Origin of the sequence: Melioribacter sulfuriphilus, assembly GCF_051488685.1 — a bacterium.
Taxonomy (GTDB): domain Bacteria; phylum Bacteroidota; class Ignavibacteria; order Ignavibacteriales; family Melioribacteraceae; genus Melioribacter.
The window spans coordinates 612341-636621 of record NZ_JBPSEH010000001.1; the positions used below are offsets into that span (position 1 = coordinate 612341).

General features: G+C 37.9%; 23 protein-coding genes. 2 read left to right on the forward strand and 21 right to left on the reverse strand.

The features are described 5' to 3' along the window. Position 1: 1 nt before the first annotated feature. The 14 genes from amrB to argC form a co-directional block, all read right to left on the reverse strand. The gene (gene amrB / locus ACSSV9_RS02600) at positions 2-1066 is read right to left on the reverse strand and encodes an AmmeMemoRadiSam system protein B (protein WP_437345657.1); all 1065 of its coding nucleotides are present in this window, start codon (positions 1064-1066) and stop codon (positions 2-4) included. Positions 1067-1073: 7 nt separating this feature from the next. After that, a complete protein-coding gene (locus ACSSV9_RS02605) occupies positions 1074-1916 on the reverse strand; it encodes a putative periplasmic lipoprotein (protein ID WP_437345658.1) in 843 nt (280 codons plus the stop codon). 9 nt (positions 1917-1925) lie between these two features. Continuing rightward, on the reverse strand, positions 1926-2903 hold the full coding sequence (locus tag ACSSV9_RS02610) for a methyltransferase (protein WP_437345659.1): 978 nt from the start codon (positions 2901-2903) through the stop codon (positions 1926-1928). 3 nt (positions 2904-2906) lie between these two features. Then, positions 2907-3842 (reverse strand): YitT family protein, encoded by a 936-nt coding sequence (locus tag ACSSV9_RS02615; RefSeq protein WP_437345660.1) that lies wholly within the window; start codon positions 3840-3842, stop codon positions 2907-2909. A 69-nt stretch (positions 3843-3911) separates the two neighbouring features. Continuing rightward, positions 3912-4232: a hypothetical protein gene (locus ACSSV9_RS02620; protein ID WP_437345661.1), complete on the reverse strand. Its 321-nt coding sequence runs from the start codon at positions 4230-4232 to the stop codon at positions 3912-3914. 162 nt (positions 4233-4394) lie between these two features. Then, positions 4395-5654: an ABC transporter permease gene (locus tag ACSSV9_RS02625; RefSeq protein WP_437345662.1), complete on the reverse strand. Its 1260-nt coding sequence runs from the start codon at positions 5652-5654 to the stop codon at positions 4395-4397. Further along, positions 5647-6600 (reverse strand): ABC transporter ATP-binding protein, encoded by a 954-nt coding sequence (locus ACSSV9_RS02630; protein ID WP_437345663.1) that lies wholly within the window; start codon positions 6598-6600, stop codon positions 5647-5649. Before ACSSV9_RS02630 ends, ACSSV9_RS02625 begins: the two co-directional genes overlap by 8 nt. A gap of 29 nt (positions 6601-6629) precedes the next feature. Beyond that, positions 6630-8654: a M13 family metallopeptidase gene (locus ACSSV9_RS02635; RefSeq protein ID WP_437345664.1), complete on the reverse strand. Its 2025-nt coding sequence runs from the start codon at positions 8652-8654 to the stop codon at positions 6630-6632. A gap of 130 nt (positions 8655-8784) precedes the next feature. Next, positions 8785-10161: an argininosuccinate lyase gene (argH, locus tag ACSSV9_RS02640; RefSeq protein ID WP_437345665.1), complete on the reverse strand. Its 1377-nt coding sequence runs from the start codon at positions 10159-10161 to the stop codon at positions 8785-8787. Position 10162: 1 nt separating this feature from the next. Then, positions 10163-11386 carry an argininosuccinate synthase gene (locus ACSSV9_RS02645; RefSeq protein WP_437345666.1) on the reverse strand — a complete coding sequence of 408 codons (1224 nt, stop codon included), beginning with the start codon at positions 11384-11386 and terminating at the stop codon, positions 10163-10165. After that, complete coding sequence (gene argR / locus ACSSV9_RS02650) at positions 11383-11847, reverse strand: arginine repressor (RefSeq protein ID WP_437345667.1); 465 nt, start codon at positions 11845-11847, stop codon at positions 11383-11385. The genes ACSSV9_RS02645 and argR overlap by 4 nt, the downstream gene beginning before the upstream one ends. Positions 11848-11860: 13 nt before the next feature. Beyond that, positions 11861-12709 (reverse strand): acetylglutamate kinase, encoded by an 849-nt coding sequence (gene argB / locus ACSSV9_RS02655; protein ID WP_437345668.1) that lies wholly within the window; start codon positions 12707-12709, stop codon positions 11861-11863. Further along, positions 12706-13938 carry a bifunctional glutamate N-acetyltransferase/amino-acid acetyltransferase ArgJ gene (gene argJ / locus ACSSV9_RS02660; RefSeq protein ID WP_437345669.1) on the reverse strand — a complete coding sequence of 411 codons (1233 nt, stop codon included), beginning with the start codon at positions 13936-13938 and terminating at the stop codon, positions 12706-12708. The genes argB and argJ overlap by 4 nt, the downstream gene beginning before the upstream one ends. Continuing rightward, a complete protein-coding gene (argC, locus tag ACSSV9_RS02665; protein WP_437345670.1) occupies positions 13935-14945 on the reverse strand; it encodes an N-acetyl-gamma-glutamyl-phosphate reductase in 1011 nt (336 codons plus the stop codon). Before argC ends, argJ begins: the two co-directional genes overlap by 4 nt. A gap of 126 nt (positions 14946-15071) precedes the next feature. Between argC and ACSSV9_RS02670 the strand changes: the two genes are divergently transcribed. Further along, positions 15072-15332: a CPF_0552 family protein gene (locus ACSSV9_RS02670; RefSeq protein WP_437345671.1), complete on the forward strand. Its 261-nt coding sequence runs from the start codon at positions 15072-15074 to the stop codon at positions 15330-15332. A 54-nt stretch (positions 15333-15386) separates the two neighbouring features. On the opposite strand, the gene ACSSV9_RS02675 is transcribed toward ACSSV9_RS02670, so the two are convergent. The 6 genes from ACSSV9_RS02675 to ACSSV9_RS02700 all read right to left on the reverse strand — a co-directional run bounded on the left by ACSSV9_RS02675 (position 15387) and on the right by ACSSV9_RS02700 (position 21829). Beyond that, entirely contained in the window at positions 15387-16076 is a 690-nt protein-coding gene (locus ACSSV9_RS02675; RefSeq protein ID WP_437345672.1) for a DNA alkylation repair protein, read from the reverse strand. Next, the gene (locus tag ACSSV9_RS02680) at positions 16073-16786 is read right to left on the reverse strand and encodes an SdiA-regulated domain-containing protein (protein ID WP_437345673.1); all 714 of its coding nucleotides are present in this window, start codon (positions 16784-16786) and stop codon (positions 16073-16075) included. The genes ACSSV9_RS02675 and ACSSV9_RS02680 overlap by 4 nt, the downstream gene beginning before the upstream one ends. Positions 16787-17232: 446 nt before the next feature. Then, positions 17233-19278 (reverse strand): chloride channel protein, encoded by a 2046-nt coding sequence (locus tag ACSSV9_RS02685; RefSeq protein ID WP_437345674.1) that lies wholly within the window; start codon positions 19276-19278, stop codon positions 17233-17235. Positions 19279-19302: 24 nt separating this feature from the next. Further along, the gene (locus tag ACSSV9_RS02690; RefSeq protein ID WP_437345675.1) at positions 19303-20496 is read right to left on the reverse strand and encodes a PP2C family protein-serine/threonine phosphatase; all 1194 of its coding nucleotides are present in this window, start codon (positions 20494-20496) and stop codon (positions 19303-19305) included. Between the two features lie 56 nt (positions 20497-20552). Continuing rightward, positions 20553-21209 (reverse strand): RluA family pseudouridine synthase, encoded by a 657-nt coding sequence (locus tag ACSSV9_RS02695; protein WP_437345676.1) that lies wholly within the window; start codon positions 21207-21209, stop codon positions 20553-20555. 2 nt (positions 21210-21211) lie between these two features. Beyond that, positions 21212-21829, reverse strand: a complete 618-nt coding sequence (locus ACSSV9_RS02700) for a hypothetical protein (RefSeq protein WP_437345677.1) — start codon at positions 21827-21829, stop codon at positions 21212-21214. A 78-nt stretch (positions 21830-21907) separates the two neighbouring features. Here ACSSV9_RS02700 and alr point away from each other — a divergent pair, with 78 nt between their 5' ends. After that, positions 21908-23065 (forward strand): alanine racemase, encoded by a 1158-nt coding sequence (gene alr / locus ACSSV9_RS02705; RefSeq protein WP_437345678.1) that lies wholly within the window; start codon positions 21908-21910, stop codon positions 23063-23065. Here the strand turns inward: alr and ACSSV9_RS02710 are convergent. Beyond that, positions 23038-24279: a coiled-coil domain-containing protein gene (locus ACSSV9_RS02710; protein WP_437345679.1), complete on the reverse strand. Its 1242-nt coding sequence runs from the start codon at positions 24277-24279 to the stop codon at positions 23038-23040. The genes alr and ACSSV9_RS02710 overlap by 28 nt on opposite strands. Between the last annotated feature and the right edge of the window lie 2 nt (positions 24280-24281).

The window sequence follows — 24281 nt, forward strand, 5'->3', positions numbered from 1 at the left end:
ATCACCTGCTTTCTCTGTCAATATAAAATCCCAGCGTAAAGAATCCCACCCAGTGATCGAGAGAATAAGGCGCCGTTGTACCCATTGAACTTCCTTCAAAAGGAAGAAGTTTTTCTGTGTAGGTATCGGAATATTTTATTAACGCACCGTGAATGCTACCGAGATTTAATTGATCAACTACATTTTTAACAGTCATAAGACCGAATAAAAGCGGATATCTTCCACACCAGAGAGGTTGTGTACCTCGATTTACACCATCGATTAATTCTCCATAAAGACCTATAATTTTTTCTTTACCAATAACACCCACGAGATAATTATTTATTATTCTGAGGTCATTATCGATTGCGCTTTTATGAGCAGCTTCATCAATACCGTAAGGATAATTGTTAAAATCAACGCCGTAATGATTTGCATCGTTCGATATCAATATAAAAATATCTTTTCCAAGCGTTAGTTGACGTTCAATAATATATTGAGAAATAATCTCCGAAAGCTCTTTCGATATTATTTCCATTGTGTCCCGATTCATAGCCGTAACCATTACTGGAGTTATCTTTATTTCTTTATTATAAAATTGAAGAAACGGGATAACAGCTTCGATCGAATGTTCTATTTGATGAGCCCTGTTATTAATTACATAATAGTTTCGGTCTAATTTTTTCTTGATAATTTCTCTCAGGGGTGAAATTTTTACGTCGTTGTAAATTCCAGTCCACGCATCATGATTCTCGAGGATTAATTTGTTTCTGAAAGTCCCCAATTCTTTTCTGACTGTCGAATGTGTAACTCCCAGAATAATTACTTCTTTTGCATCGATCAATTTGAAAAGAGGATGATAAACTTTACCAGCATAGAGATAATCGTCGTGAACAGATATTGCGGCAATCAAACGTCCTTTGAAATTAATATTGTCGCTCGAATTTTTATTCAACCAACTAACAAAACGTTCCATCTCGCTTGCATCCCAGCAAAAACCAACTTTATCCCGAACATCTCTCTTTTCCTGAGTGTAATGTTCAGCAAAAGGCAGAAGCAAGAGCAATATGACCAATATTTTTTTCATATTCACTCTATTTCATCACCAGCTCTACTTGCTGAGGTAAATTAATATATCCGTCTTTATTTAACAAGTCTGTAACCCTGTCGGCCACAATATAGACTGTCCAATAAAGCCATTCTCTAAAGCTGCACTGATCCTTAAAGCTACTTTCAAGATAATATTTTACCAGCCTTGGAATTTGTCTATCAAAGTATTCGACCAAATCTTTTTGAGTAATCTTTGAAATATTTTCAATCGTCTTTAATTCATCTTTCTCAAAAATAATTTTACTTCTTAATCTGCCATTGTTCAGAATTTCTTTTTCAAATAATGCTGCATAGAACCTATCTCCGCCTCTGAGTGGTGGTTCGACTTTAATAATATAATCGGAAATATTTTTCATAATGGAATAGTCACGAATCACAAAGTACGCAATGTCATTAAAAGGTTTGCTCATTTTGTTTTTCTTGTATTCGTTCTCAATATTATCGAGGCGATCGAGAATAATTATCCTTACATCTTTAATTAACGAATCGAGTCTATTTAAAATATCATTATAGTCGTCGCTGGAAATTACGGGGAATGCTGGCTGAAAATTATCGTCGTCTTTTTTTATGAGGTTATTTGAAAAGAGGAAATTGATTTCTTCGTTAAATTGCATCTGATTTATTTTAAAATACTCTCTAATTTCATCGCTGGGAAATCTGTGCTTGAAAAGTAGCAGATAATCTTTCTGGCGCTTGCTTAAGTCGAAGTTTTGTTGAGGGACAGTAACAAGAACAAAATTGGCATCGAGAAAATCTTCCGGAGATTTTTTTGTACTGCATGCGCTCATTAACATTAAAGCCATTATTAAAATGAATAGTCGCTTCATAAACGACTCCTATTTAAAACCGATATAAAGTGCCGGCCCGAATCCTGTTTCTTTTTTTTCCGTTCGCCGAATGCCGGCATTGACTAACCATTCTTTAATTTCGCTTTCCGAGTAAGTGCGTCCTTCTTTTGTAGAGACGAGCATATTCACCGAAAATAAAGCCGCTTCTGGAGGCTCCGTTAAATTATCATTCATCACCCAATCTCTTATTACAATAAAGCCATCTGGAGAGAGAACATCTGCTGATTTTTTTATCAATTTATTGTTTTGATCATAACTATTCATATGAATTATCGAAGAAATGAAAATCATATCGTAATTTTGGCCGAAATCAACAGATAAATAATCACCTTCTATGAATTCGGTTCTATCGGACATCTGCTCTTCGGAAGCATACCATTTTGTAAGCGGTATTACTTCAGATAAATCGAGAATTACTGATTTTAATTCTGGATTACGTTTCATGAATGCGTATGAAAATGCACCTGAGCCGCCGCCAACGTCAAGCATTTTTTTTACTTTGCCTATATCGATCATGTATGCAATGATCTCCGCTTGCAATCTGGCTCTGTAATGCATAGCTGCGATAAATTGTTCTCTTTCAATTTCGTTTCTCTCAAAAGATGCCACACTTCTACCGTGCTTGATTATTTCCGTAAGCCTGCTCCACTTGCGCCATTGATTTGCTGTATGATGGAGATTTGGCATATAGTCGGTACTTTTTTGCGACAAATATTTAGAAGCTGTTTCCGTACAGTAATATTTATTTTTAGATTTCTTTAAAAGACCGATTGCACAAAGTGCATTAAGTAAAATGGAGGTCGCAGATTCGTCGGTGTTCAAATCCTGGGCAATTTCTTTACTGGTTAACAATTTGCCGTCGAGCTCAGAGAATAGATCGAGTTCGACAGCAGTTAGTAATATTTTGCTAATGCGAAAAGAAGAAGCAAGCGTTTCGATCTCTCTTTTGTCGAGTAAGTCGCTCATTTATTAGATCCTTCTTCTAAATCCTTCGCCGAGCACCTCGTGCACGTTATAAACGATTACAAATGCAGAGGGATCGATGCTCTTGACAAGGTCAACCAGTTTTGATACTTCGCGCAGTGGCACAACAGTCAAAATCATTTCACGTTCCACATTTCGATAAACACCTCTGGTTTTGACAGCAGTGCACCCTCTTCCCATTTCAGTCAATATCGTATCGATAATTTCATTGTATTTGTCCGATATAACGTAAGCTGCTCTGGCGTAGTCGAAGCCGTCAATAATTGCATCAATTAATCGGGAAGAAACGAACAAAAGAAAAATTGCATAAAATGTTAGAGTTAGCGCAGGACGATTGGGCGAGAGATTTTTTAGTTCAATTATCATTCCTGCAAATGCAATAACAAAAAAGTCGATTATCATTATTGCCTGGCCTGGTTTAATTCCAAACCGTTTATGCAAAATCGAAGCTACGATATCGGAACCAGCGGTTGTACCTTTAAATTTGAAAACCAGACCGAGTCCAATTCCAAGCAAAACAGCACCAATAAGTATCAAGAAAAGAAAATCGTTTTTGTACAAATCCTGAATTGGCTTGGTATTTTGCAGGCGAATAAAAGAAAGTCCTGGTATGTCGCCCCTGAAAAGATCGATAAAAATTGAATTGAATGTAAAACCGACGAAAGTACGCATACCGAACTTACCGCCGAGTTCCTTAATTCCCCATATAAACAAAGGCACATTAAAAATCCAGATCAGCATACCAACTGGAATTTTATTGCCTGACAAATAATGAAATGCCATCGCCAATCCACTTACTCCGCCTGGTACGACCTGTGCATCTACAAGAAATACTCCGATACCTACAGCCATAATAGCCGAACCGATTATAATTACGGTATAATCTATTATCGGGTACTTCATAAAAAGTGACTTAATCATGGTACTCCAAAAATTTATTTTTTGAGGACTAAAATAGTCAGATGGGAATTGTGAAAAAAGTTATAAAGTTTAAAGTTTGCCGTTGCGGTACATCATGCGTGTTTTAATTCTGAGTAGCTGGCGTTCAATTATCAAATCGGCAAGCCTTGCAGGGATGGCAGTTTTATTTCTATCATACAAAATTTCATTAACCTTCGCTTCGTCGACGTCAATTCTGTACAAATTATTTATGAATCTTCCGTAGTCCCGTGCCATTAATTCTTTTATTTTCTCTACGAGATAAACGCGAATGAATTCAATATCGTTCTTTGCAGGAAGATTAGTTTCATCGAGCGAAAAATCTTTATTTAACGTATTCACCAATTCGGAATAAATGTCTACATCGCTCATTTTTTTCTCCGAAATCGAAATTGACTTGTTAAAATTTTCTACGGACAGAATCAAAGAAATGACTGTTTATTACGGAGAACAAGTTAATAAATCGCACCGACAGGGTCAAATTAAAAAACGGCAAACACGCATCGAAGTTAGATACGCGTTTGCCACAATAAATTACTGTTTAAGCCAGCGGAATACTTCCGACCATTTTGGTTTCTTGCCTGTAATTAAAATTCCCACACGATAAATTTTTCCGGCTACAGGGAATATGGCAATTATGGTAAGAATATTTATTAGAATTGCGGCTATCAACTGCCAGGTTGGCACGTCAATTAAAGTCATTCTTGCAGGCATTACGATTACTGATGAAAATGGGAACAAAGAGGCAATCTCAGCGTAAGGCTTATTCGGATTTTCCATAATCGAAAAAGCTATGAAAAATGGAATTATGATAAGCATCATTATCGGCATAGTACCGGATGAAGCATCCTGTGGGTTGTCGAATATTGCGCCTACAGTTGCGAACAATCCAATAAACAGTACCAATCCAATGAAGAAATTAACAAGGACATAGAGCACCACGTTAGTATCGATTTCAAGAACCAGATTATCGGGGAGTGTTAACCAGGAAGATGAAACGACACCCATAATCGTAAAGAGCCAGATTCCCATTTGAACCAATCCGGTAATCGACGCTCCGAGTATCTTGCCTGTCATCAATTCTTTCGGCTCTACCGATGAAAGAACAATTTCGACAATCCTATTACTCTTCTCTTCAATTACCGATTGAAGCGTAATCTGACCGATGATAAGCAAACTCATATAGAGCAGAAACGTAAAGGCGTAGGCAAGAATTATATTGCCGTATCCTTCTTCTTTAATTTGCTCTTCTTCAGAGACTTTGAAACCGGCAAAATCGACCCCACGTCGCGCAAACTCGAGTTCTTCTGGGTTTAGCGTCTTATTCATAAAATAAGCATCAACCAGCACTTTATTTATTGGTCCGTTCAATTCTCTCGAGAGTGCAATGTTTTGTGGCGACTTAGAATAATATTCTATTTTCTTATCTTTAAGTGCCGATGAAGGAACAAATATCACGCCCGTCAATGATTCGTCAACAATTTTGTTTCTTATTTCCTCTAAATGTTTTTTGAATTCTTCCCTTTTCATCGATTTGTAAAGGAAGACATAGTGTTTTTCTTTGACAAAATCTGCATTCGAAAATTCATACTTAAAAGCAGATGTCAGTTCTTCATTCTCGGTAATCAATTCAAAATTGAGATTTTTACTCTCAGTGCTGTAAAGCAATGCCTGTACACCAAAAATTACGATTATAAGTCCTGGTATCAATAATGTCGTAGTAATAAAAGCTTTAGAAAAAAGGCGCTCTCTCAATTCTCTTTTAATGATTGCAAGTACTCTGTAATTAAACATTTTTGCCCTCCTTATCCGATAACGAAAATTGAGTTTCGGAATCGACTTCGTTGCCAACGGTTTCAACAAATATTTCGTGAAGCGAGATATCGTTGGCATTGAATTTTTTTATCTCAACTCCATTATCAATCAGTAGTTTCAACAAGTCCTGTATTTGTGATTCTTTGTGTACTCTTATTCCAGTCGAATTACCAAAGTCTTCTATTTTTTCTACTATCTCATTATGTTTTTTCAGGAATGAAATATCTCCGTTATAGACGAGACTTACATTCCTGTTAGCATACTTAGATTTTAGTTCTTCGAGGGAGCCCTTCAAAACTATTTTTCCTTTATCGATAATTGCCACGTGGTCACACATCTTTTCGGCATAATCAATCAGGTGAGTCGAAAGTATTATTACCTTGCCTCTCCTTTTCATTTCAAGAATAATTTCTTTCAGGATATTTGTATTAATCGGGTCGAGTCCGGAAAACGGTTCATCAAGAATAATAAACTCCGGGTCGTGGAGAATAGTAGTGATAAACTGGATCTTCTGCTGGTTTCCTTTGGAGAGGTCTTCTATTTTCGACATTCGTCGGTCATAGAGCTCGAATTTCTTCAAGTATTCGATCGCTTGTTTATGTACCTCTTTGCCGGTTTTGCCTTTAAGTTCAGCGAAATAGTGGAGTGTTTCGAGAACTCTCATTTTTTTATAAAGTCCTCTTTCTTCCGGCAGATAACCCACCTTGCTTTTAAATTCCCTGCCTACTTTAACGCCTTTAAGAATTACTTCGCCTTCGTCTGGCAGATAGATGCCCATCATCATTCTGATGGTTGTAGTTTTACCCGCTCCATTTCTGCCAATTAATCCAAATATCGAGCCGTCGGGCACCTCGAAAGAGGCGCCGTCGACAGCTACAATTTTATCGAATCTTTTGGTAAGATTATGTACTTCTAAAGAATTCATTCTACCCTCGAAAAAAATTAAAAATCAGTTTACCATATTTTAACGATTTTATCATCCGGTATTCTCATCGGATCTCCCGGTTGTACATTGTATGCTTCAAAGAATTCGGGCATAGTCATCAAAGGCCCGTTGACGCGTTGAACTGCCGGTGAATGGACATCGGTTTTGATCTGAAGTTTAAGAGCCTCGGGTCTAATATTTGTAGCCCACACCTGAGCCCATCCAAGGAAAAATCTTTGAGCTGGCGTGAAGCCATCGATGCTTTCTCCCTTTTTGTATTGTTCGGTTTTCTTAAACGCATTGAAGGAAATCGTCAGTCCGCCAAGGTCAGCAATATTTTCGCCGAGAGTCAAAGCACCGTCAACTTTAAATGTATCGATAACTACAAAGCTGTTATAAAGGTCGACCAATTTTTGTGCTCTCTGCTGGAATTTTTCGTTGTCTTCTTTTGTCCACCAATCATTCAGATTTCCGTTCTCGTCGTATTTCCTCCCCTGGTCATCGAAGCCGTGGGTAATTTCATGACCGATAACCGCTCCCATTGCGCCGTAATTGATCGCATCATCAGCATCGGGATTAAAGAAAGGAGGTTGCAGTATGCCCGCAGGAAATGTAATATCGTTTCGTGTGGGAGAATACATTGCATTGACAGTTTGAGGATTCATCGACCATTCTGATTTATCTGTCGGTTGACCGATTTTTTTCAGGTTGTCTTTAATTTCCCATTCCGATGCTCTCATCAAATTTTTGAGATAAGAATCGCGTTTTATTTCGAGTTCCGAATAGTCTTTCCATTTATCGGGATATCCAATTTTCACACCGAAAGTGCTTAGTTTTTTCAAAGCTCGAGCTTTTGTTTCATCGCTCATCCAGTCAAGATTTTGAATGCTTTCCTTCATCGAGACGAGTATATTGTCGACAATAGCTTTAGCTTTGGCTTTCGATTCAGGCGGAAAAGCTTTTTCAACATAAACCTGGCCGAGCAATTGGCCGAGCGTTCCGTTCATTACGTTAATTACCCTTTTCCAGCGCGGCTGGATTTCCTGTTGACCTCTCAAAAACTTTCCTTCGAATTCGAATTTTTCCATAACAAAAGGAGTGCTAAGTGCTTCGGCGGTCTCATTAATTACATTCCACTTCAAATAAATTTTCCAATCGTCGAGAGTTACATCGTCAATCAAAGCCGCCATCCCTTTAATAAATTCAGGTTGCCTAATTATTATAACATTCAGATTTTCGACTCCAAGTCCTTCAAAGTAACGGTCCCAGTCAAACGAGGGAGTCAATTTTTTAAGAGCATTGATTGTCAATTTATTATATGTTTTTATCGGGTCCCTGTTTTCCAGACGTGTGTTGGAAACTTTTGCGAGAGCCGTTTCAATTTTCATAATTTTTTCGGCAAAATCATTAGCATTCTTCTCTTCGCCTGCTAATGCAAACATCTTTGCAACGTGCTGGAGATACTTTTCTCTTATTTCTTTCGATCTCTCGTCGTCTTTGGTATAATATTCCACGTCCGGAAGACCAACCCCGCCTTGATAAATATGAGCTGCCATTAGATCACTTCTTTTAGCATCGCTGGCAACGTAAAAATAAAAGAATGGAGAAATTCCAGTTTTATGGAATTGTGCTACTGCTTCAATAAGTTCGGCTTTGTTTCTGATTTTATCAATTTGTTCGAAAAGAGGAAGAATTGGTTTGTAACCATATTTTTCGATCCGAGCCGAGTCCATTGCCGTTACATAAAAATCAGCAATCTTTTGCTTTGCTGTCCCCTTTTCCCAATTCGGATTTGAAGCTACTTCTTCCACAATAGAACGGAGCAATTCATTATTCCTCTCGATTAGAACGTTGAAGGTTCCCCACCTGCTCTGATCGGGAGGTATTGGATTGTTTTTAACCCAGTTACCGACTGCGAACTCATAAAAGTTTTCTCGTGGCGATACAGATTTGTTCAAGTTACTGATGTCAAAACCTTTTCCTCCTCCTGATGCATTTACATTTATAAACGCCGAAAGGAGGAATAGACCGAAGAGAATAATTTTAAATCGCATTACCAAACTCCTTTTAATTTTTTGTACTTATTTTGACGGAATAAACAGTTAGTTTGTTCTGTTGTTCAAAAAATAAGTAAAATAATGGAGTTCGAAAAATTTTCGAGGTAATAATCCTGGCTTGAAAAAATTATGCAGAAGCGAGTTTTTTCTTCCACTTACGTAAAGCTTTGTTGACTTCTTCAGGGGAAGTGCTTCCTTCGGATGTTTTTTTCTTTATGCTGCTCAATGGAGTGAGGAGTGAGTATAAATCTTTTTCGAATGCGGGAGAAAATTTTTTATATTCACTCAATTCGAGTTGATTCAATTTGATCCCTTTTTCTACACAACGGGCGACAATTTTCCCAACCAGATGATGAGCTTTTCTGAAAGGTACATTCTTCCGTACAAGATAATCGAGCAAGTCTGTTGCAAGCGATAAATCGCCGGTCAGCTCTTCCTCAAATCTGTCGGTTTTAAATTCTGTATGGTCGATCATGCCGGCTGCAATTTTTAAAGAATCTTTCGTTGTATCGAGTGCCGAAATTAGATGATACTTGTCTTCCTGCATATCTCTATTGTAAGCAAGCGGGAGGCCTTTCATTAAAGTTAAAATTCCGGTCAAAGCGCCAAAAACTCTGCCCGACTTACCTCTTATCAATTCGGCAAAGTCAGGATTTTTCTTCTGTGGCATCAAACTACTGCCCGTTGCATACGCATCGTCAATTTGAGCAAACGCAAATTCGGAACTACTCCACAGGATAAATTCTTCAGACAGACGACTTAAATTCACCATTATAATTGACATTGCCGAAATTAATTCGATAATAAAGTCCCTGCTGCTGACGGCATCGATGCTATTTTCAACAATACCTCCGAAGCCGAGCAGTTTAGCAGTGTAACTTCTGTCGATCGGGAGCGACGTGCCGGCGAATGCAGCAGCACCCAGAGGCGATTTGTCGCTCCGTTTCAGACAATCTTTTAATCTTTCTTTGTCTCTTTCGAGCATTTCAATATACGCTGTCAGATGGTGTGCGAAGAGGATAGGTTGCGCTCTTTGCAAATGCGTATAACCCGGAATAACTGTGGTCTTATATTTTTCAGCTTTTTTCAATAACGATTTTTGTAAACCCGTAATCAGTTTAATTAATATATTGATTTCTTTCTTCAGGAACAGTCGTTCGTCGAGTGCTACCTGGTCATTTCTGCTTCGGCCTGTATGAAGCCGCTTTCCAGCTTCGCCAATTTTCTGTATCAGTCTCTCTTCAATTGCAGAATGAATATCCTCTTTAGTCCAATCGATTAGATATTTGCCATTTGCAATTTCACTACGAATTTCTTCAAGCGCCTTTACAATCTTTTTCGATTCTACAAGAGTAATAATTTTCTGCCTGGCTAACATTTTGACGTGAGCAATGCTACCATCAATATCTTCGTTAAACATCCGTCGATCGAGCTCAATTGAAGAAGAAAATTTTAGCGCTTCTTTGTCCAGATCTTTTTTAAAACGACCGTTCCAGACAGCCATATCACACCGTTACTTTATTATCACTTAATTTTTGTTCGACCCGGTTGATTGTTTTGTAAGGCAATCCGTAGATTTTAATAAATCCTTCCGAGGCTTTATGGTCAAATTGATCTTCAATAGTATAAGTTGCCAGCGAAGGGTCATAGAGAGAGTAAGGAGATGTTCTACCGACAACTCTCATTGTACCTTTGTAGAGTTTAACTTTAACAAGACCCGTTACTTTTTCTTGAGTTTTATCGACGAAAGCCTGGAGTGATTCTCTCAATGGAGTAAACCAGAGTCCGTTATAAATAAGATTAGCAAATTCATGAGAGACGAGATTCTTGTAATGCATAACAGCTTTATCGAGAGTAAGTCTTTCGAGTTCAGTATGTGCAAAATGAAGAATCGAGGCAGCTGGAGCTTCATAAACTTCGCGGGATTTAATTCCGACCAATCGATTTTCAATCATGTCGATTCTGCCTATTCCGTGCTTACCTCCAATTTCATTCAGGTAATTAACCAGTTCTATCGAACTTAACTCTTTGCCGTCTACTTTAACAGGAATTCCTTTTTCAAATTCGACCGTAACAGTTTCAGGATAGTCGGGAGCTTTTTCGGGAGAGACGGTATGGAGGTATGCATCTTCCGGTGGTTCCTGCATCGGGTCTTCCAGAATGCCGCATTCAATTGCAGTTCCCCAGATATTATCGTCAATGGAATAAGGATTGTCTTTGGTAATTGTTACGGGAATATTATTTTCTTTAGCATATTCAATTTCTTCTTCGCGGGATTTAAATTCCCATGTTCTCAATGGTGCAATACATTTAAGATCGGGTGCCAGCGCGCCTACAGAAACTTCGAATCTGACCTGGTCGTTTCCCTTCCCTGTGCAGCCGTGAGCTACCATAGTTGCATTTTCTTTCAGAGCTATCTCGACGAGTGATTTTGCCAGTAATGGTCGCCCAATAGCCGTTGCCATTGGATATGCATTTTCGTAAAGAGCACCCGACCTTAGTGCCGGGAAAGCGTAATTTGTCAAGAATTCTTCAGTTAAATCTTCTATATAAACCTTAGAAGCGCCGGATTTAAGAGCTTTTTCCTCCAATCCGACTAATTCTTTCGACTGACCCAGATTACCTGTAAAAGTAATTATATCGGCGTCATAGTTTTTTTTGAGCCAGTGGACCATAACAGATGTGTCCAGACCACCGGAATAAGCCACTACTATTTTTTGTTTACTCATTTTTCTATTCCTAACATTGTTTTTAATTCTTCAACTACTTTTTTAATGTTCTTAATTGATTTTGGGATAACGATAATCGTATCGTCACCGGCTACTGTACCTAAAACATCGGGAAGGTTTTCCTTGTCAATTTGAACAGCCACTCCCTGAGCACGCCCTAAAAATGTTTTTACCACAATCACACATTCATTAAAATCAATCGACAGGACTTCTTCGGCTATATAATTTTTTAAGGCGCTTTCTCCTCCTTCCTGATTAATTTGATATACAAGTCCATTTGACGTGGGTACGCGCACCACGCCCAGTTCGTTTAAATCCCTGGAAAGAGTAGCTTGCGTGACTTTAATGCCTTTACTTCTTAAAATCTTACCTAGTTGAGTCTGATTAAATACTTCTTGCGAAGTAATAATCGATTTAATTAATGAATGACGTTTTTGAATTTCCTCTAATTTCTTTCCCATTGTTTTCCTTCGTTTATTCATCGACTATTTCTGTTCCAACGCCTTCTTTGGTAAAAATTTCGAGCAGGAGCGCATGAGGAATTCTACCGTCGATAATGTGAACTTTTTTTACACCGGCTTCGAGCGCCCTGAAAGCTGACTCGACCTTGGGAATCATACCGCCACTAATAATCCCGTCTTCGATCATATTCTGAGCTTCGGAGCGCGTTAAATGAGTCAAAAGTCGATCGCCGTCTTTAATACCTTCGACATCGGTCAAAAATACCAGTTTAGATGAAGTAACTGCACCTGCAATATAACAGGCGGCTATATCTGCGTTTACGTTGTAAATTGTTCCTCTGGAATCCACTCCAACAGGAGCAATGACTGGCATGTAGCCGTCCTTCATCAGGTTTGAAAGAAGACGGTCATTAACATTTTCGATTTCACCAACGAGCCCCAGGTCTTCTTTTTCATATTTTTTTACACCGAGCAGATTTCCGTCAATACCGCTAATTCCGACAGCTCTGCCGCCGTGCATATTTATTCTTCTTACAATATCTTTATTAATCTGCCCGGCAAGTACCATCTGAACAACGCCAATTGTATCCTGGTCGGTATATCTTTGTCCGTTTATAAAATTTGTTTTTATATTGAGTTTGTTTGAAAGTGAAGTTATTTCTTTACCACCGCCATGAACTACAATTATATTGATACCTATTTTACGTAAGAGAGTAACATCCTGTGCTACCATCTGTTTAAGATTTTCTTCTTCCATTACGGCGCCGCCGTATTTAACAACAAAGGTTTTATTTTCGAATTCCTGTATGTATGGCAGAGCTTCTACAAGTACATCCTCTTTTCTGTATTTAGGAAGTGTCATGTTCTGTAGCTCCCATTAATCTTAACATATTCTTCCGAAAAATCGCACGTCCAGTAATTTGCTTTACCGGAACCTTCATTCAACTTAATCAATAATTCGATCTGATCCGATTTCAAGGTTTTGTTTGCTTCTTCCATCGAAAGTTTTACTTCATAGTTCTTCCCGAGAATGCATTTTCCATTAATGTAAATCTCGGCATCATCGGGATAGAATGTAATTCCAGAATAACCGACAGCGGCTAAAATTCTGCCCCAGTTGGCATCCTCGCCATGAATAGCAGTTTTAACGAGGGGAGATTTAGCAACGCTACAAGCGGCTTTCAATGCATCGTTATTGTTTAGTGCTCCTTCAACTATTATTTCAATGAGTTTTGTAGCGCCTTCACCATCTTTAACAATATCGGTAGCGAGTTTTTTCATCACTTCGAAGAGTGCATTTTCAAAAACTTGTGCACTTACGTCTCCTTCTATTATTTCAACTCCCGATAATCCGTTTGCCAATGCAATCACCATATCGTTTGTACTTGTATCGCCGTCGACTGTTATTCTGTTAAAGGTTCTGTCGGCTGTTTTCTTTAATAAATTTTGAAAATAATTTTTTTCGATCTGCACATCCGTCGTAATAAAAGCCAGCATTGTCGCCATATTGGGATGAATCATTCCCGAACCTTTTGCTATGCCACCGATTGTACCTGTTTTCCCATTGACATCAAATTTTATCGAAGTAAATTTTGGGAAAGTATCTGTAGTCATAATTGCTTCAGCAGCGGCAATCCCTTCGTTTTCAGAAAGGACTTCAACTATCTTATCGATGCCATTTCTTATCTTTTCCATCGGAAGTGGCTCGCCTATAACTCCCGTTGACGAGACGAATACTTCTTCTGGTTTAATATGCAGTCTTGAAGCTGTTAAAAAAGCCATTTGAATTGCATCACGCATACCACGTTCGCCCGTGCAGGCATTTGCATTGCCGCTGTTAATAATAATTGCACGAAATTTGTCGTTTGATTTTAGATGCTCTTTAGATAGCAAAACAGGGGCGGCTTGAACTTTGTTTTGAGTAAAAATTGCCGCTGCGGTAGCCGGGGCTTCAGACATAATAAGTGCAAGATCCTTTTTGTATCTCTTTATGCCGCAATGAATGCCTGCACTCAGAAAACCCATCGGCGCAGTTATTCCGTATTTCATTTCTTTATCCGATGTTATTTCCACATATTTATTTTCATTCATAACAATCCCAATGTTTGATCATAATTAAAAATCAAGTTCATATTTTGAATAGCCTGGCCTGCAGCGCCTTTGATGAGGTTGTCGATGGCGGACATAATAATCAGATCATTACCAGCAATACTGAATCCAATATCACAAAAATTAGTATAAGCAACATTTTTAATTTCTGGAATTCCATCGTCTATTAATCGAACAAAAGGCTTATCGGAATAATATTTTTTATAAACTTTCTCGACTTCCAGTCTATCTGTCGATTTATTTGTTTTACAATGAATTGTTGTATATATACCTCTTGTAATTGGCATAAGATGCGGCACAAAAGTGAAAGCGGTAGCGACATTACCAAACTTTTGTAGATAAAAATCTATTTCCGGAATGTGCTGATGATTACCCACTTTATATGCTCTCACATTTTCGTTGACTTCTGTGAAAATCATCGAAAGGTTTACCGATTTTCCTGCTCCCGATGTACCACTGTATGAATTTATTGAAATAAAATCCGGTTTGATAAGTTTTTCTTTAAGCAGCGGAATTAATGGCAGAAGAACGCTCGTTGGATAACAGCCCGGATTTGCAATAATTTTCGCTTTTTTAATTTCACTTGTATTCCATTCCGGCAGTCCGTAAACTGCTTCATCCAGCAATTCAGGATTTAAGTGCTCGTGTTTATAATATTTTTTATAAAGATTCACGTCCTTTAATCGGAAATCGCCACCAATGTCAATCACTTTTACGTTCTTTTTATACGCTTCCGAAACAATCGACTGGGCTTCTCCAGAAGGAAGAGCAACAAACAAAATATCCGTATCACTTAACGACATTGTCTCAAAAGGGACTATTTCTTTTGAAAGCAGATATCTAAAAGACGGATGGACTTCGTCTATTTTCTTTCCAGCCGTTGAATAGCCGAAGAGTTTATCTATTTTGACTTCAGGATGCCGCAGCAGTAATTTAATTAATTCTGCTCCCGAATATCCCGCGGCACCAGCTATCGAAACATTAATCACTTATTTCTCCATTTCTGAAGTATAATTATACATAATTATGCATAATTATGCAAATTCTTGATTCATTGTTTTTTATTTTATTTATTTGTATACGTAATTCTTTTTTTAGTACCATCAGAGGTTGTTATGAAAAAATCTATTTTACTTGTGCTTGTAGGTAAAAGGAAAGAAGAAGCCATCAAAGTGCAACAGATACTAACCGCCTGGGGATGTATGATTAAAACTCGACTTGGCATTCACGATGGCGTTCTTGAGAATTGTTCTGATACGGGTTTGATAATGCTCGAACTCGTGGGAGAAGACGAAAAGAAAACAGAACTCGAAAGAAAACTAAACCTGTTAGCTGGAGTGACGGCTAAACTTGTCAATCTTGAAGTAGAGGAATAATATTATTTAAGCGTCCGACTTCCGACTACAAATTATTTAAAAGGAAAGAGCTGTCTATTTTAAGTTCCTAATAGTTTCGGGTTTTGTTAATTCTCTGTAAGCGTCGCTTCCAATCCATCGGGCAGATTTCGTGTTGGAATTCTTCAGTTCCTGTGCAATTTGAACTGCCAGCCTATTTAAGTTTATGTTTCTTTTTCCAATTTGTCGAAGAGCCCAGTTGACAGCCTTTTTCACAAAATTTCTTTCGTCGTACGAATAGCGCTTGATGTCACTTAAATAATTAATGAAGGTCACATCGTCCGCTTTTTTATCGTGAAGAGCAAGAGTGGCTATTAGTGTAAATGAAGCTCGCCGCACAAATTCTTCATCGTTTTTCATCCAGCGATTTATTTTATCGTTAGCAAACGGTGTTTTTCGGAAAAGATGTATGCAAGTTCCGTCGCATAAATCCCACGAGTCGAAGTCGTGGACCCATTTTTCCATCTGCTTTTTGGTCACCTTATCTAATTCCTCAATCAAGACAGCCAGGTGACGGGCTTCGTGATATCCCGATTCCCACAATTCTTTAGCCAATTCGTGATTCTTGCCAATCCGTCGCGCAATGTCTCTTAATTCATTCAGGCTAACACCAAAAGCCTTTTCAACGTTAATACCGTATCTTGCCATCCCTGTTTTATTCTTTTCATTCCTTTTCGACAAAAGGAGATGCATTACTTTTTCCTTAGTCCATCCAATTTCTTTCATTTTATCTTGAACCTGTAAAGTTTTTCTTCCCTGTCGGAAATAATATATATCACATTGTCATTATGATTGATTGCCACACCTTCCATCTGAATTACATTAGTATCGAACGATTCCATTATATTCATTTTCATGTCGAGCTTAAATATTTTTTTGTCTTCGTCGCTTATCATCCACAGGCAGTTATCAGTGCCATCGTAACACAAACCCGATATGTCTCTTACAAAATCAATTTCTTTTCTTTCGATTTCGTTGAAAAGACTATCATATTTTATAATCATTGCAGGATTTTTTTCGTTTGCCAACCAGTAAGTTTTATTATTCCGATCATAGGCTATACCTTCAGGTCCGTTATTAAAGATTCCATTGTTGAATGCGGACTTTCTATCGATTATGCTACCGTTTTTAGAGACGAAAACTATTTTACGTCTTTCCTCGCTCAAAACCGCAAGTGTCGAGTCGTTAACAAGAGCTATACCTTCAAGATCTTTGTCGGGAAGTTCTATCCTTTTCAGAATCTCTCCGTCTCTGTTTAAGAGATAAATACAGTTGGTTTCGTCGCTCACTGTCCAGAGTTTATTCTCCACCGCGTCATATTCCAGACCGGATGGCTCGGGTATATTGAGATTCACGCTGGTATATTTTTCCTGCTGTATGCAGGAACAGATAGAACAAAATATAATTACAGCTGAAAGCAATTTAACATTCGACATAACTCTCACATAAAATTATATGTTAACTAATCACGGATTTTAACATAATGCAATTTAATCGAACAGTAACAGATATAATATTATTCATTAAAATGCAATAACCATCAAACTTTTAATTCAGGTAGTAAATTAAAAATTACTACGGAAAACTTATTTTCAACCGTCAGGATTTTACCAGTAACATTATTGGAATTATCTCAAGCAACTCTTTCTATTTCTGGCATGGCAGGAAGTGCTTCGAGAAAAGGTATGGCATAAATCGAATAGCAATTATCATAACATAAATGCAAAAATATTTATCTACCCTGTAATTAATTTCTCCAGCCATCATTTATGTTCAAGAACGATTTCAATAAAACAGATTTAGTGTGGGAAGTAGCTGATCTGGAACATCTCCGTCTTACTTTTTATAATAACCGCGTTAAAAGTATTCCATTGGTCATAGTTTACCATTTAAGAGCTGCTTCAATTTTATCGTCGCCACCGAATAAGATCAGTTCGTCGCCTTCCTGAATTATATAATTGGGATCAGGGACAATAACCTCTTTTTCATTTTCATCAAAGGGCGAATTAGTTTTTTTAACAACGAGTACTTCCAATCCATAACGACTTCTAATTTTAAGTTCTACGAGCGATTTACCAACAAATTCAGGAGGAGCTGTTTTTTCCAGTATAGAATAGCCTTCAAACACCTGTGTCTTTTTAATTTTTGATACGGTCAAAAGCTCGTGCGACAGACCTTCCACAATATTAGTTTTTAGACTTTCTTTATTATAAGCCGAAATTACATCTTGGCGACTGATAGTACCGAGAATTTTATTCACGTCTGAATTGCTGACCACTGGAAATTCATCGGCGTCTTTTGCTTCGAATTTTTTAAGCACACTATCGAGTGTTTCATCTTCTCGAATTAAGGTAACCGAAGAAGAAGCCACATCTCTTGCCACGAGAACATTCCTTATATGTTCGTACTCAGTTATTATGGGTCTTAGTTCAGCTTCGGTAATTGTACCAGTGATTTTTCCGTTATCGTCAATCATGTAAAAAGTAGTATGTGTACTTTCAATTAGATGTTTTACAATTTCCGGCAGAGGCGTATCTCCTTTTACCAAAACTATATCGTTTTTCATAACTTGTTTTGCAGTCAGCGATTTTAGCAAATTAATTTCTCCCTTAGACGAAACCCTGTAGCCTTGTTTTTCGAGATGTCGTTCGTGAATCGATTTTTTCAAGATAATTTGAACAATCATTGTGCTTGTAACAACAGCCAGCATCAATGGTAGTATAAAGGAATAATCTTTTGTCATTTCGAAAATGATAAGGATAGCAGAGATAGGAATGAAATTTATCCCTCCAAGAACCGCTCCCATTGCTACCAATACAAATGCGGTAGTATCAAATTGATAGCCAAGTAAATAATTCAAACCCGTGCCGTAAAGGAATCCAAGGCAGGCACCCATAAACAACGAAGGAGCAAATATTCCCCCAAATCCGCCAGAGTTTAACACCAATGGAACCAATAAAAATTTCAGAATCAGCAGTGCTGCAACAACCTGCCAGGCAAGAGAACTCGAAAGGATATGATTTATGCCATTATAACCAATTCCGAAAATATCTTTATAAAAATAACCCGATATTCCAACTATTAGACCTACAAAAGTCATTAACACCCAGCGGGGTATTTTTTTCAATATTTTTTTAGTGATAAAATTGTCGAGCAAATTTGAATACCTTATAAAAGAGAGCGATAAAATTCCAGCCAGTACTCCGAGTATTGCGTAATAATAAAGACTGAGATAGTCGCCTACCAGAGGGGTGTGGAATATAAAAATCGATTTATTGCCTAAAAACGCGCGCGACACGGCGCTCGAAGTAACCGAGGAAAGGATGAGTGCCGGAAAAGTTGAAGTGGAAAATTCATTTAAAAGTACGATTTCCAGAGCAAAAAAAATGCCGCCCATGGGAGTGTTAAAGATAGCAGCTATTGCCGCACCTGCGCCGGCCGCCGTCAAAACCTTTCGTTTCGTTTCAGAGAGATTGAAAAGATATGCAAGTTTATTTGCCAAACCCCCGCCCAGTTGTGCCGCCGGCCCCTCGGGCCCTACTGTATTACCGGAACCGATACTAATTACAGGGGCAATAAAGTGGAAAATTGTATTGCGCAGTGGTATCCGATATCCCTTCGTTGCAACGGCTTTGATAACTTCGACCACTCCTCGATTCTTTGCAATCTCAGGCGCACCATAAATCATCAAGCTCTGGATTAACATTCCGATTGCCGGCAAAGCAATTACAGCCGCTGCTCCAAGAAAATAGAGTCCGCCAGTGGTTTGTTTGAAAAAAAGCTCATTGAAAAAATCAATCGATTCGTGGAATGTTACAGTTGCAAATCCCACCACAATTCCCATAATAACAGAATAAATCACATAAGTCGTATAATCGTAGTCGAGAATTTTTTTTGTATTAAGGACTCTTAGCTTTTCTTTAAGCACTTCGTCTTTTTTTCATTAACTTTTTTATGATATTCTTTTAATTACAACCACTGTAGCGTCGTCTTCCCAATCTTTCTTCCCGCCGTAGACGTAAAGCGTATCAAATATTATTTCGACTATTTGATCGGGTGTTTTATCGTAATGTTGTTGAATGATTTTTTTCAGGCCTGTAATATCGAAATCATTTTGCTTTCCGTTTTTTCTCTCGATTATACCGTCACTGTAAAGCACCATCAGATCGTTTGGCTTCAAAAAAGCATAACCTCTTTGAAGTTCAATTTCAGGCAAAGCGCCAAAGACCAGTCCCGTTGACTGCATTTCTCTAAATTCCTTGCCATCGTAAATTAATGGCGAAGGATGGCCAGCATTTACATAGAGAATATTTCCGTTCTTTTCAATTTCGGCATAAACGAGTGAGACAAAACTGGTTGCATAAACGCTTCGGTAAATGACATTATTTAGTTTTTTAAAAGTATAAACCATTTTCAGATGTTTTTCGAGCCCCATTCTCAACCCTGTTACAACATCACGTACGAGAAGTGCTGCTGGCAATCCATGACCGCTAGCGTCGCCCACACATACACCAAATACATCGTCGTCGAAATCAAAAAAATCATAAAAGTCCCCACCAACCAATTCAGCTGGCACCGAACGTGCAGCTATTTGCAATCCTTTCACATCAGGTATGTTTACCGGTATTAAACTTTGCTGTATTTGAGCTGCCTGTTCCATTTCACTTTTAACTGCTTCGGACGTTAAACGATAATTCAGTACTGTTCTTACTGCATTAAAACAAAATTCAATTTCTTCACGAATCCACCCGCTCTTGAGTTCGAAAACAAATAACCATACGTTGTCCGGACTTTTAACGCTTAGTGCGGCAGGTATTCTGTAATCTTTTTTCAAAAAAACCGAAGGATCGATTGTAAAATTCGGATTGTCGAAAATATAAGTTTTCGATTTAAGCAGGGCTTGCAAGGGTTCTGAATCAACTGGAATTTCAGTTAAATAATTTTTCTTGTTTTCTTTGGGCGATATGAGCACAAATTTATCATCCTGCTCAACATATATTCGACCATTGCAGATATGTAAATCTTCACCGAATGTCTTTTCGAGCTCCTGTACAATCGTAAAAAGGAAATCCTCGCCCGATTTTTCGGTGCCAATTTTTGCTAACAGAGAATCGAGTTTCCTGTAGAAAATTTTTGGGTCAATCATAAAGCATCCTCTATTTAACTTACAAAATTAGTAAAAAGAAGAGAATTGATAGGGAATCAAAGAATAAAATTAGTGTTAATATTTTCCAGTACTCGATTGAACGAATCAGACAAATCAACCCTTAACCGGTAAGACTTGCCCCCGTAGTCAAATCTAATCGATTCGGCGTGTAACATAAGGCGAGGATATTTTTTTTGAACTTCACGATTCCCGTATTTCAAATCGCCGGCAATCGGACAGCCAATCGAGTACATATGCACCCTTAGTTGATGGCGCCTTCCAGTAAGTGGATTTAATTTAACAAGCGCGTGACCATTATAATATTTCAAAACTTCGTAATAAGTTTCAGATGGCTTTCCTTTCTCGTGGTCAACCCCCATTCGACCCGAGCCAAATTGTCGTAATGGATAATTGATTATTCCTTCGTCTGCTTCAGGCTTTCCGATAATAAGAGCCTTATATGTTTTCTGAACATTTCTACTCTCAAAAAGGAGATTCAATTCTCTGTGTGTCTCGCTATTAAACGCAAAAATAATGATACCGCTTACCTCTTTGTCGAGTCGATGTACTACATAAATTTTACGCCCATATTTTTCTGATAACATCTTGTATAAATTTATAGCCATGTTATTGCTTTCAGGAATTGCAGCTATTCCCTCCGGCTTGTTTACCGCTATCAGAGAATCGTCTTCGTAAATAATATCTATTTCCAACTTCAATCCATTAGATTAAGTTCGTATTTGCCTTCTGCAGTTTCAACGAATCCCATTTTTTTCAAATACTTCCGATGCACTTTGTTGCCAGGATCGCTTATTATTTTCTTTACATTTCTATTCCTGAAAAAATTTTGAAAGACGAACTTGCCCACTTTAAAATCGCGATAACCGGGAATAACATAATCGAGCTTAACTGAGAGTGAACCGTCGGATAGAGATTCCGCACAAATAATTCCTGCAGGAACTGAATTTCTCAGTACAAACAGGATCGTCCAATCAGGCTGAGGTTTGAAATTAAAAGTAGGAATAAATTTTCTAATATCTTTTTCATGGAATTTCAAAAAATATTCGAGGAACCCCGAGTCGTGTTTTACTTCGAGAATATCAAAGTATTCTTTTCTGGAAAATATTTCAACCAGGTAATAGATATTAACGATTGCCACAAATCCGTTTACAAGAGCTACTGGGTAAGCGTTGATTATTATACCATAAATAGTAAAAATTAAGGAGCCAACGAAGTTTATAATTCTGAGTTTTACAATCGAACTCATCATTAATGATACTGCAACCATCATTGAGGCGACATAACCGATTAATTCTACAAATGGAATCTCCATGCTAAAATCCTCGCAGTTTTCAATTACATTCTTTAACAATAAATCTTATTTTTACTCTACAAATAAAAAAAATTTATTATGGAAAACCACGCTGTAATTAGTTTGGATAAGGTCATTAGACCTACGCATGTGGTCGTCAATCTGAAAATCATAAAAGAAAATTTCCACAAAATCAAAGAGGCTGTCAAGCCTTCGAAAGTAATGCCGATACTCAAAGCCAATGCTTACGGGCATGGATTGATTAAGATAGCACAGACTCTTGAGAAAGAAGGAGCCGACTATCTGGGTGTGGCATTCCTGGAAGAAGGAATACTATTGCGTCGACAGGGAATTAAAATGCCAATACTCGTTCTCGGCGGCATCTGGGGGAATCAAATACCAACTTTTCTCAAATACAATCTCACCATGACTGCATCGTCTATCGACAAAGCGCGCCAGATTGATTACGAAGCCAGCAAACAAAATATAAAAGCTAAAGTGCATCTTAAAATCGATACAGGCATGGAACGAATTGGTGTTCATTATTTCAATGCCGACAAATTCTTTGACGAAGTAGTGAAATTGAAGAATATTGAAATAGAAGGCATCTATTCCCACTTTGCCAATGCCGACAATGGTAATATTGACTACACAAAACTACAGTTCGACAGATTCAAGCAGGCAATCGACTATTTCGAACACCTCAATTACGGTCCAATCATAAGGCACATTTCAAATTCTGGGGGAATACTTCAACTGCCCGAGGCAAATTTAGACATGGTAAGACCAGGCATTATGCTTTACGGTGTTTATCCTTCTGATAAAACAAAGAGAACCATCGAAGTCAAACCCGCTCTTACATGGAAATCACTCGTCATCTACTTTAAAGTAATTAAAGCAGGTCATCCTGTGGGATATGGCTCAAAATGGGTTGCCAGCAGAGATGTACGAGCAGTTACTGTTCCCGTCGGTTATGGCGACGGTTACATGAGAAGAATGAGCGATAAAGCTCATGTGATAATCAACAAAAAGAAATATCCAGTTATCGGAACCATTTCAATGGATCAAATTGTAGTGAACATCGAAAAAGATTCCGCATACAACGGAGACGAAGTTATTTTGATTGGCAAACAAGGCAATTGCGAAATAACGGTTGATGACCTTGCCTCCTGGGCAGAAACAATTCCCTATGAAATTCTAACCGGCATAAACACTCGTGTACCGCGAATTTATATCGACGAGTTATCCAATCCGTAAGTTTTACGTCTCCTGTAGTATATGAAATATCCCGCCAGAGCAGCCACTAACAAAATGGCCACCAAGTAAAACCATTTGAATTCTTCTTCGGGGCCTAATTTATTTTTCCACTTCATTAATTGGGCTTCTATCGAATCTTTATCCGCCTCAGTAATCATATTGTTATCGATCAAAATGGGAATCCATTCAGGAAGAACTTTTTCATAATATACTGTATCGCTAAAAGTCTTAAAAACCTCGTACGATTTGTCTTTTCCTTTAATTTCCATATTCTTTATTTCATCTTCTACGAATGATTTGATACTGTAGACAAACTCCTCGCCATTATTGAAAGGCAGAACGGGTAATTCTCTGGATCGGAATTCAGTATAAATCGAGTTCCATATTTCTTTATCGATTCTGCTCCTCCATTCGTAAAAAAGGTCATTTATAGTTGCCAGCTGTACTTCTTTTTCTTTCTTGTCGAGATAAATCTCGCTCAGTTTTGGCGATATTCTTTTCCACTGTTTATTAAATTCCACCTGATGTTCCTTAATTTCAGCAAGGTCTTCCGGTTTTAGTTCGGTAACTTTCATAAACTGGATATTATCCATCAATGTCCTCTCTATATTAAAGAACAACTCGGCATTATCTATTTTCATTCTGTAGGAGACCTTTTCCGCTTCGTTCAAAGTAGCTGGAATCTGGGCAAAATCCAGAATAAGCGAATCAATAATATCGCGTATTAAAAGGTCTCTTTTTTCCAGATTGCTTTTCAACTGTGCAATCATATTATTAAGAGCAGCGATTGTGGCTGCATCTTTATCAACCTGGCGCCGCAATATAGTTATTCTTGCCAACAAGTCCTTGTTTTTTTCATTAAGCTCTGTCAGCTCGGTTTTAAGATTCACAATTTCGGTTTTCAATTCCGTAATCTGTGTGAATTCATTTTGACGGAGAGAGATTGCATTAAAAAGTTTCTCGAAAGAAGATTCGAAACTTTCCGGATAAAGTGAGTTATCGAGCAATGAGGAATGTTTTGAATATTCTTGGTATAGTTCTTTAGCCCGTGCATGTATCGAATTGCAGTCGTCGAGCGATTCGGCTTTTTTTATTTGGTCCATCAAAAGGTTGTACTTTTGCTGGAAAGACTGCACAATTTCATAATCCGACTGGCAGAAGTAATTATTGTATGCAGTAAGTATTAATGTAAAAATTACTATAAACTTTTTCATCA

Excerpts from the sequence above, each read along its gene's own strand:
- amrB (WP_437345657.1), bottom strand. The coding sequence starts at position 1,066 with ATGAAAAAAATATTGGTCATATTGCTCTTGCTTCTGCCTTTTGCTGAA.
- ACSSV9_RS02605 (WP_437345658.1), bottom strand. The coding sequence starts at position 1,916 with ATGAAGCGACTATTCATTTTAATAATGGCTTTAATGTTAATGAGCGCA.
- ACSSV9_RS02610 (WP_437345659.1), bottom strand. The coding sequence starts at position 2,903 with ATGAGCGACTTACTCGACAAAAGAGAGATCGAAACGCTTGCTTCTTCT.
- ACSSV9_RS02615 (WP_437345660.1), bottom strand. The coding sequence starts at position 3,842 with ATGATTAAGTCACTTTTTATGAAGTACCCGATAATAGATTATACCGTA.
- ACSSV9_RS02620 (WP_437345661.1), bottom strand. The coding sequence starts at position 4,232 with ATGAGCGATGTAGACATTTATTCCGAATTGGTGAATACGTTAAATAAA.
- ACSSV9_RS02625 (WP_437345662.1), bottom strand. The coding sequence starts at position 5,654 with ATGTTTAATTACAGAGTACTTGCAATCATTAAAAGAGAATTGAGAGAG.
- ACSSV9_RS02630 (WP_437345663.1), bottom strand. The coding sequence starts at position 6,600 with ATGAATTCTTTAGAAGTACATAATCTTACCAAAAGATTCGATAAAATT.
- ACSSV9_RS02635 (WP_437345664.1), bottom strand. The coding sequence starts at position 8,654 with ATGCGATTTAAAATTATTCTCTTCGGTCTATTCCTCCTTTCGGCGTTT.
- argH (WP_437345665.1), bottom strand. The coding sequence starts at position 10,161 with ATGGCTGTCTGGAACGGTCGTTTTAAAAAAGATCTGGACAAAGAAGCG.
- ACSSV9_RS02645 (WP_437345666.1), bottom strand. The coding sequence starts at position 11,386 with ATGAGTAAACAAAAAATAGTAGTGGCTTATTCCGGTGGTCTGGACACA.
- argR (WP_437345667.1), bottom strand. The coding sequence starts at position 11,847 with ATGGGAAAGAAATTAGAGGAAATTCAAAAACGTCATTCATTAATTAAA.
- argB (WP_437345668.1), bottom strand. The coding sequence starts at position 12,709 with ATGACACTTCCTAAATACAGAAAAGAGGATGTACTTGTAGAAGCTCTG.
- argJ (WP_437345669.1), bottom strand. The coding sequence starts at position 13,938 with ATGAATGAAAATAAATATGTGGAAATAACATCGGATAAAGAAATGAAA.
- ACSSV9_RS02670 (WP_437345671.1), top strand. The coding sequence starts at position 15,072 with ATGAAAAAATCTATTTTACTTGTGCTTGTAGGTAAAAGGAAAGAAGAA.
- ACSSV9_RS02675 (WP_437345672.1), bottom strand. The coding sequence starts at position 16,076 with ATGAAAGAAATTGGATGGACTAAGGAAAAAGTAATGCATCTCCTTTTG.
- ACSSV9_RS02680 (WP_437345673.1), bottom strand. The coding sequence starts at position 16,786 with ATGTCGAATGTTAAATTGCTTTCAGCTGTAATTATATTTTGTTCTATC.
- ACSSV9_RS02690 (WP_437345675.1), bottom strand. The coding sequence starts at position 20,496 with ATGATTGACCCAAAAATTTTCTACAGGAAACTCGATTCTCTGTTAGCA.
- ACSSV9_RS02700 (WP_437345677.1), bottom strand. The coding sequence starts at position 21,829 with ATGGAGATTCCATTTGTAGAATTAATCGGTTATGTCGCCTCAATGATG.
- alr (WP_437345678.1), top strand. The coding sequence starts at position 21,908 with ATGGAAAACCACGCTGTAATTAGTTTGGATAAGGTCATTAGACCTACG.
- ACSSV9_RS02710 (WP_437345679.1), bottom strand. The coding sequence starts at position 24,279 with ATGAAAAAGTTTATAGTAATTTTTACATTAATACTTACTGCATACAAT.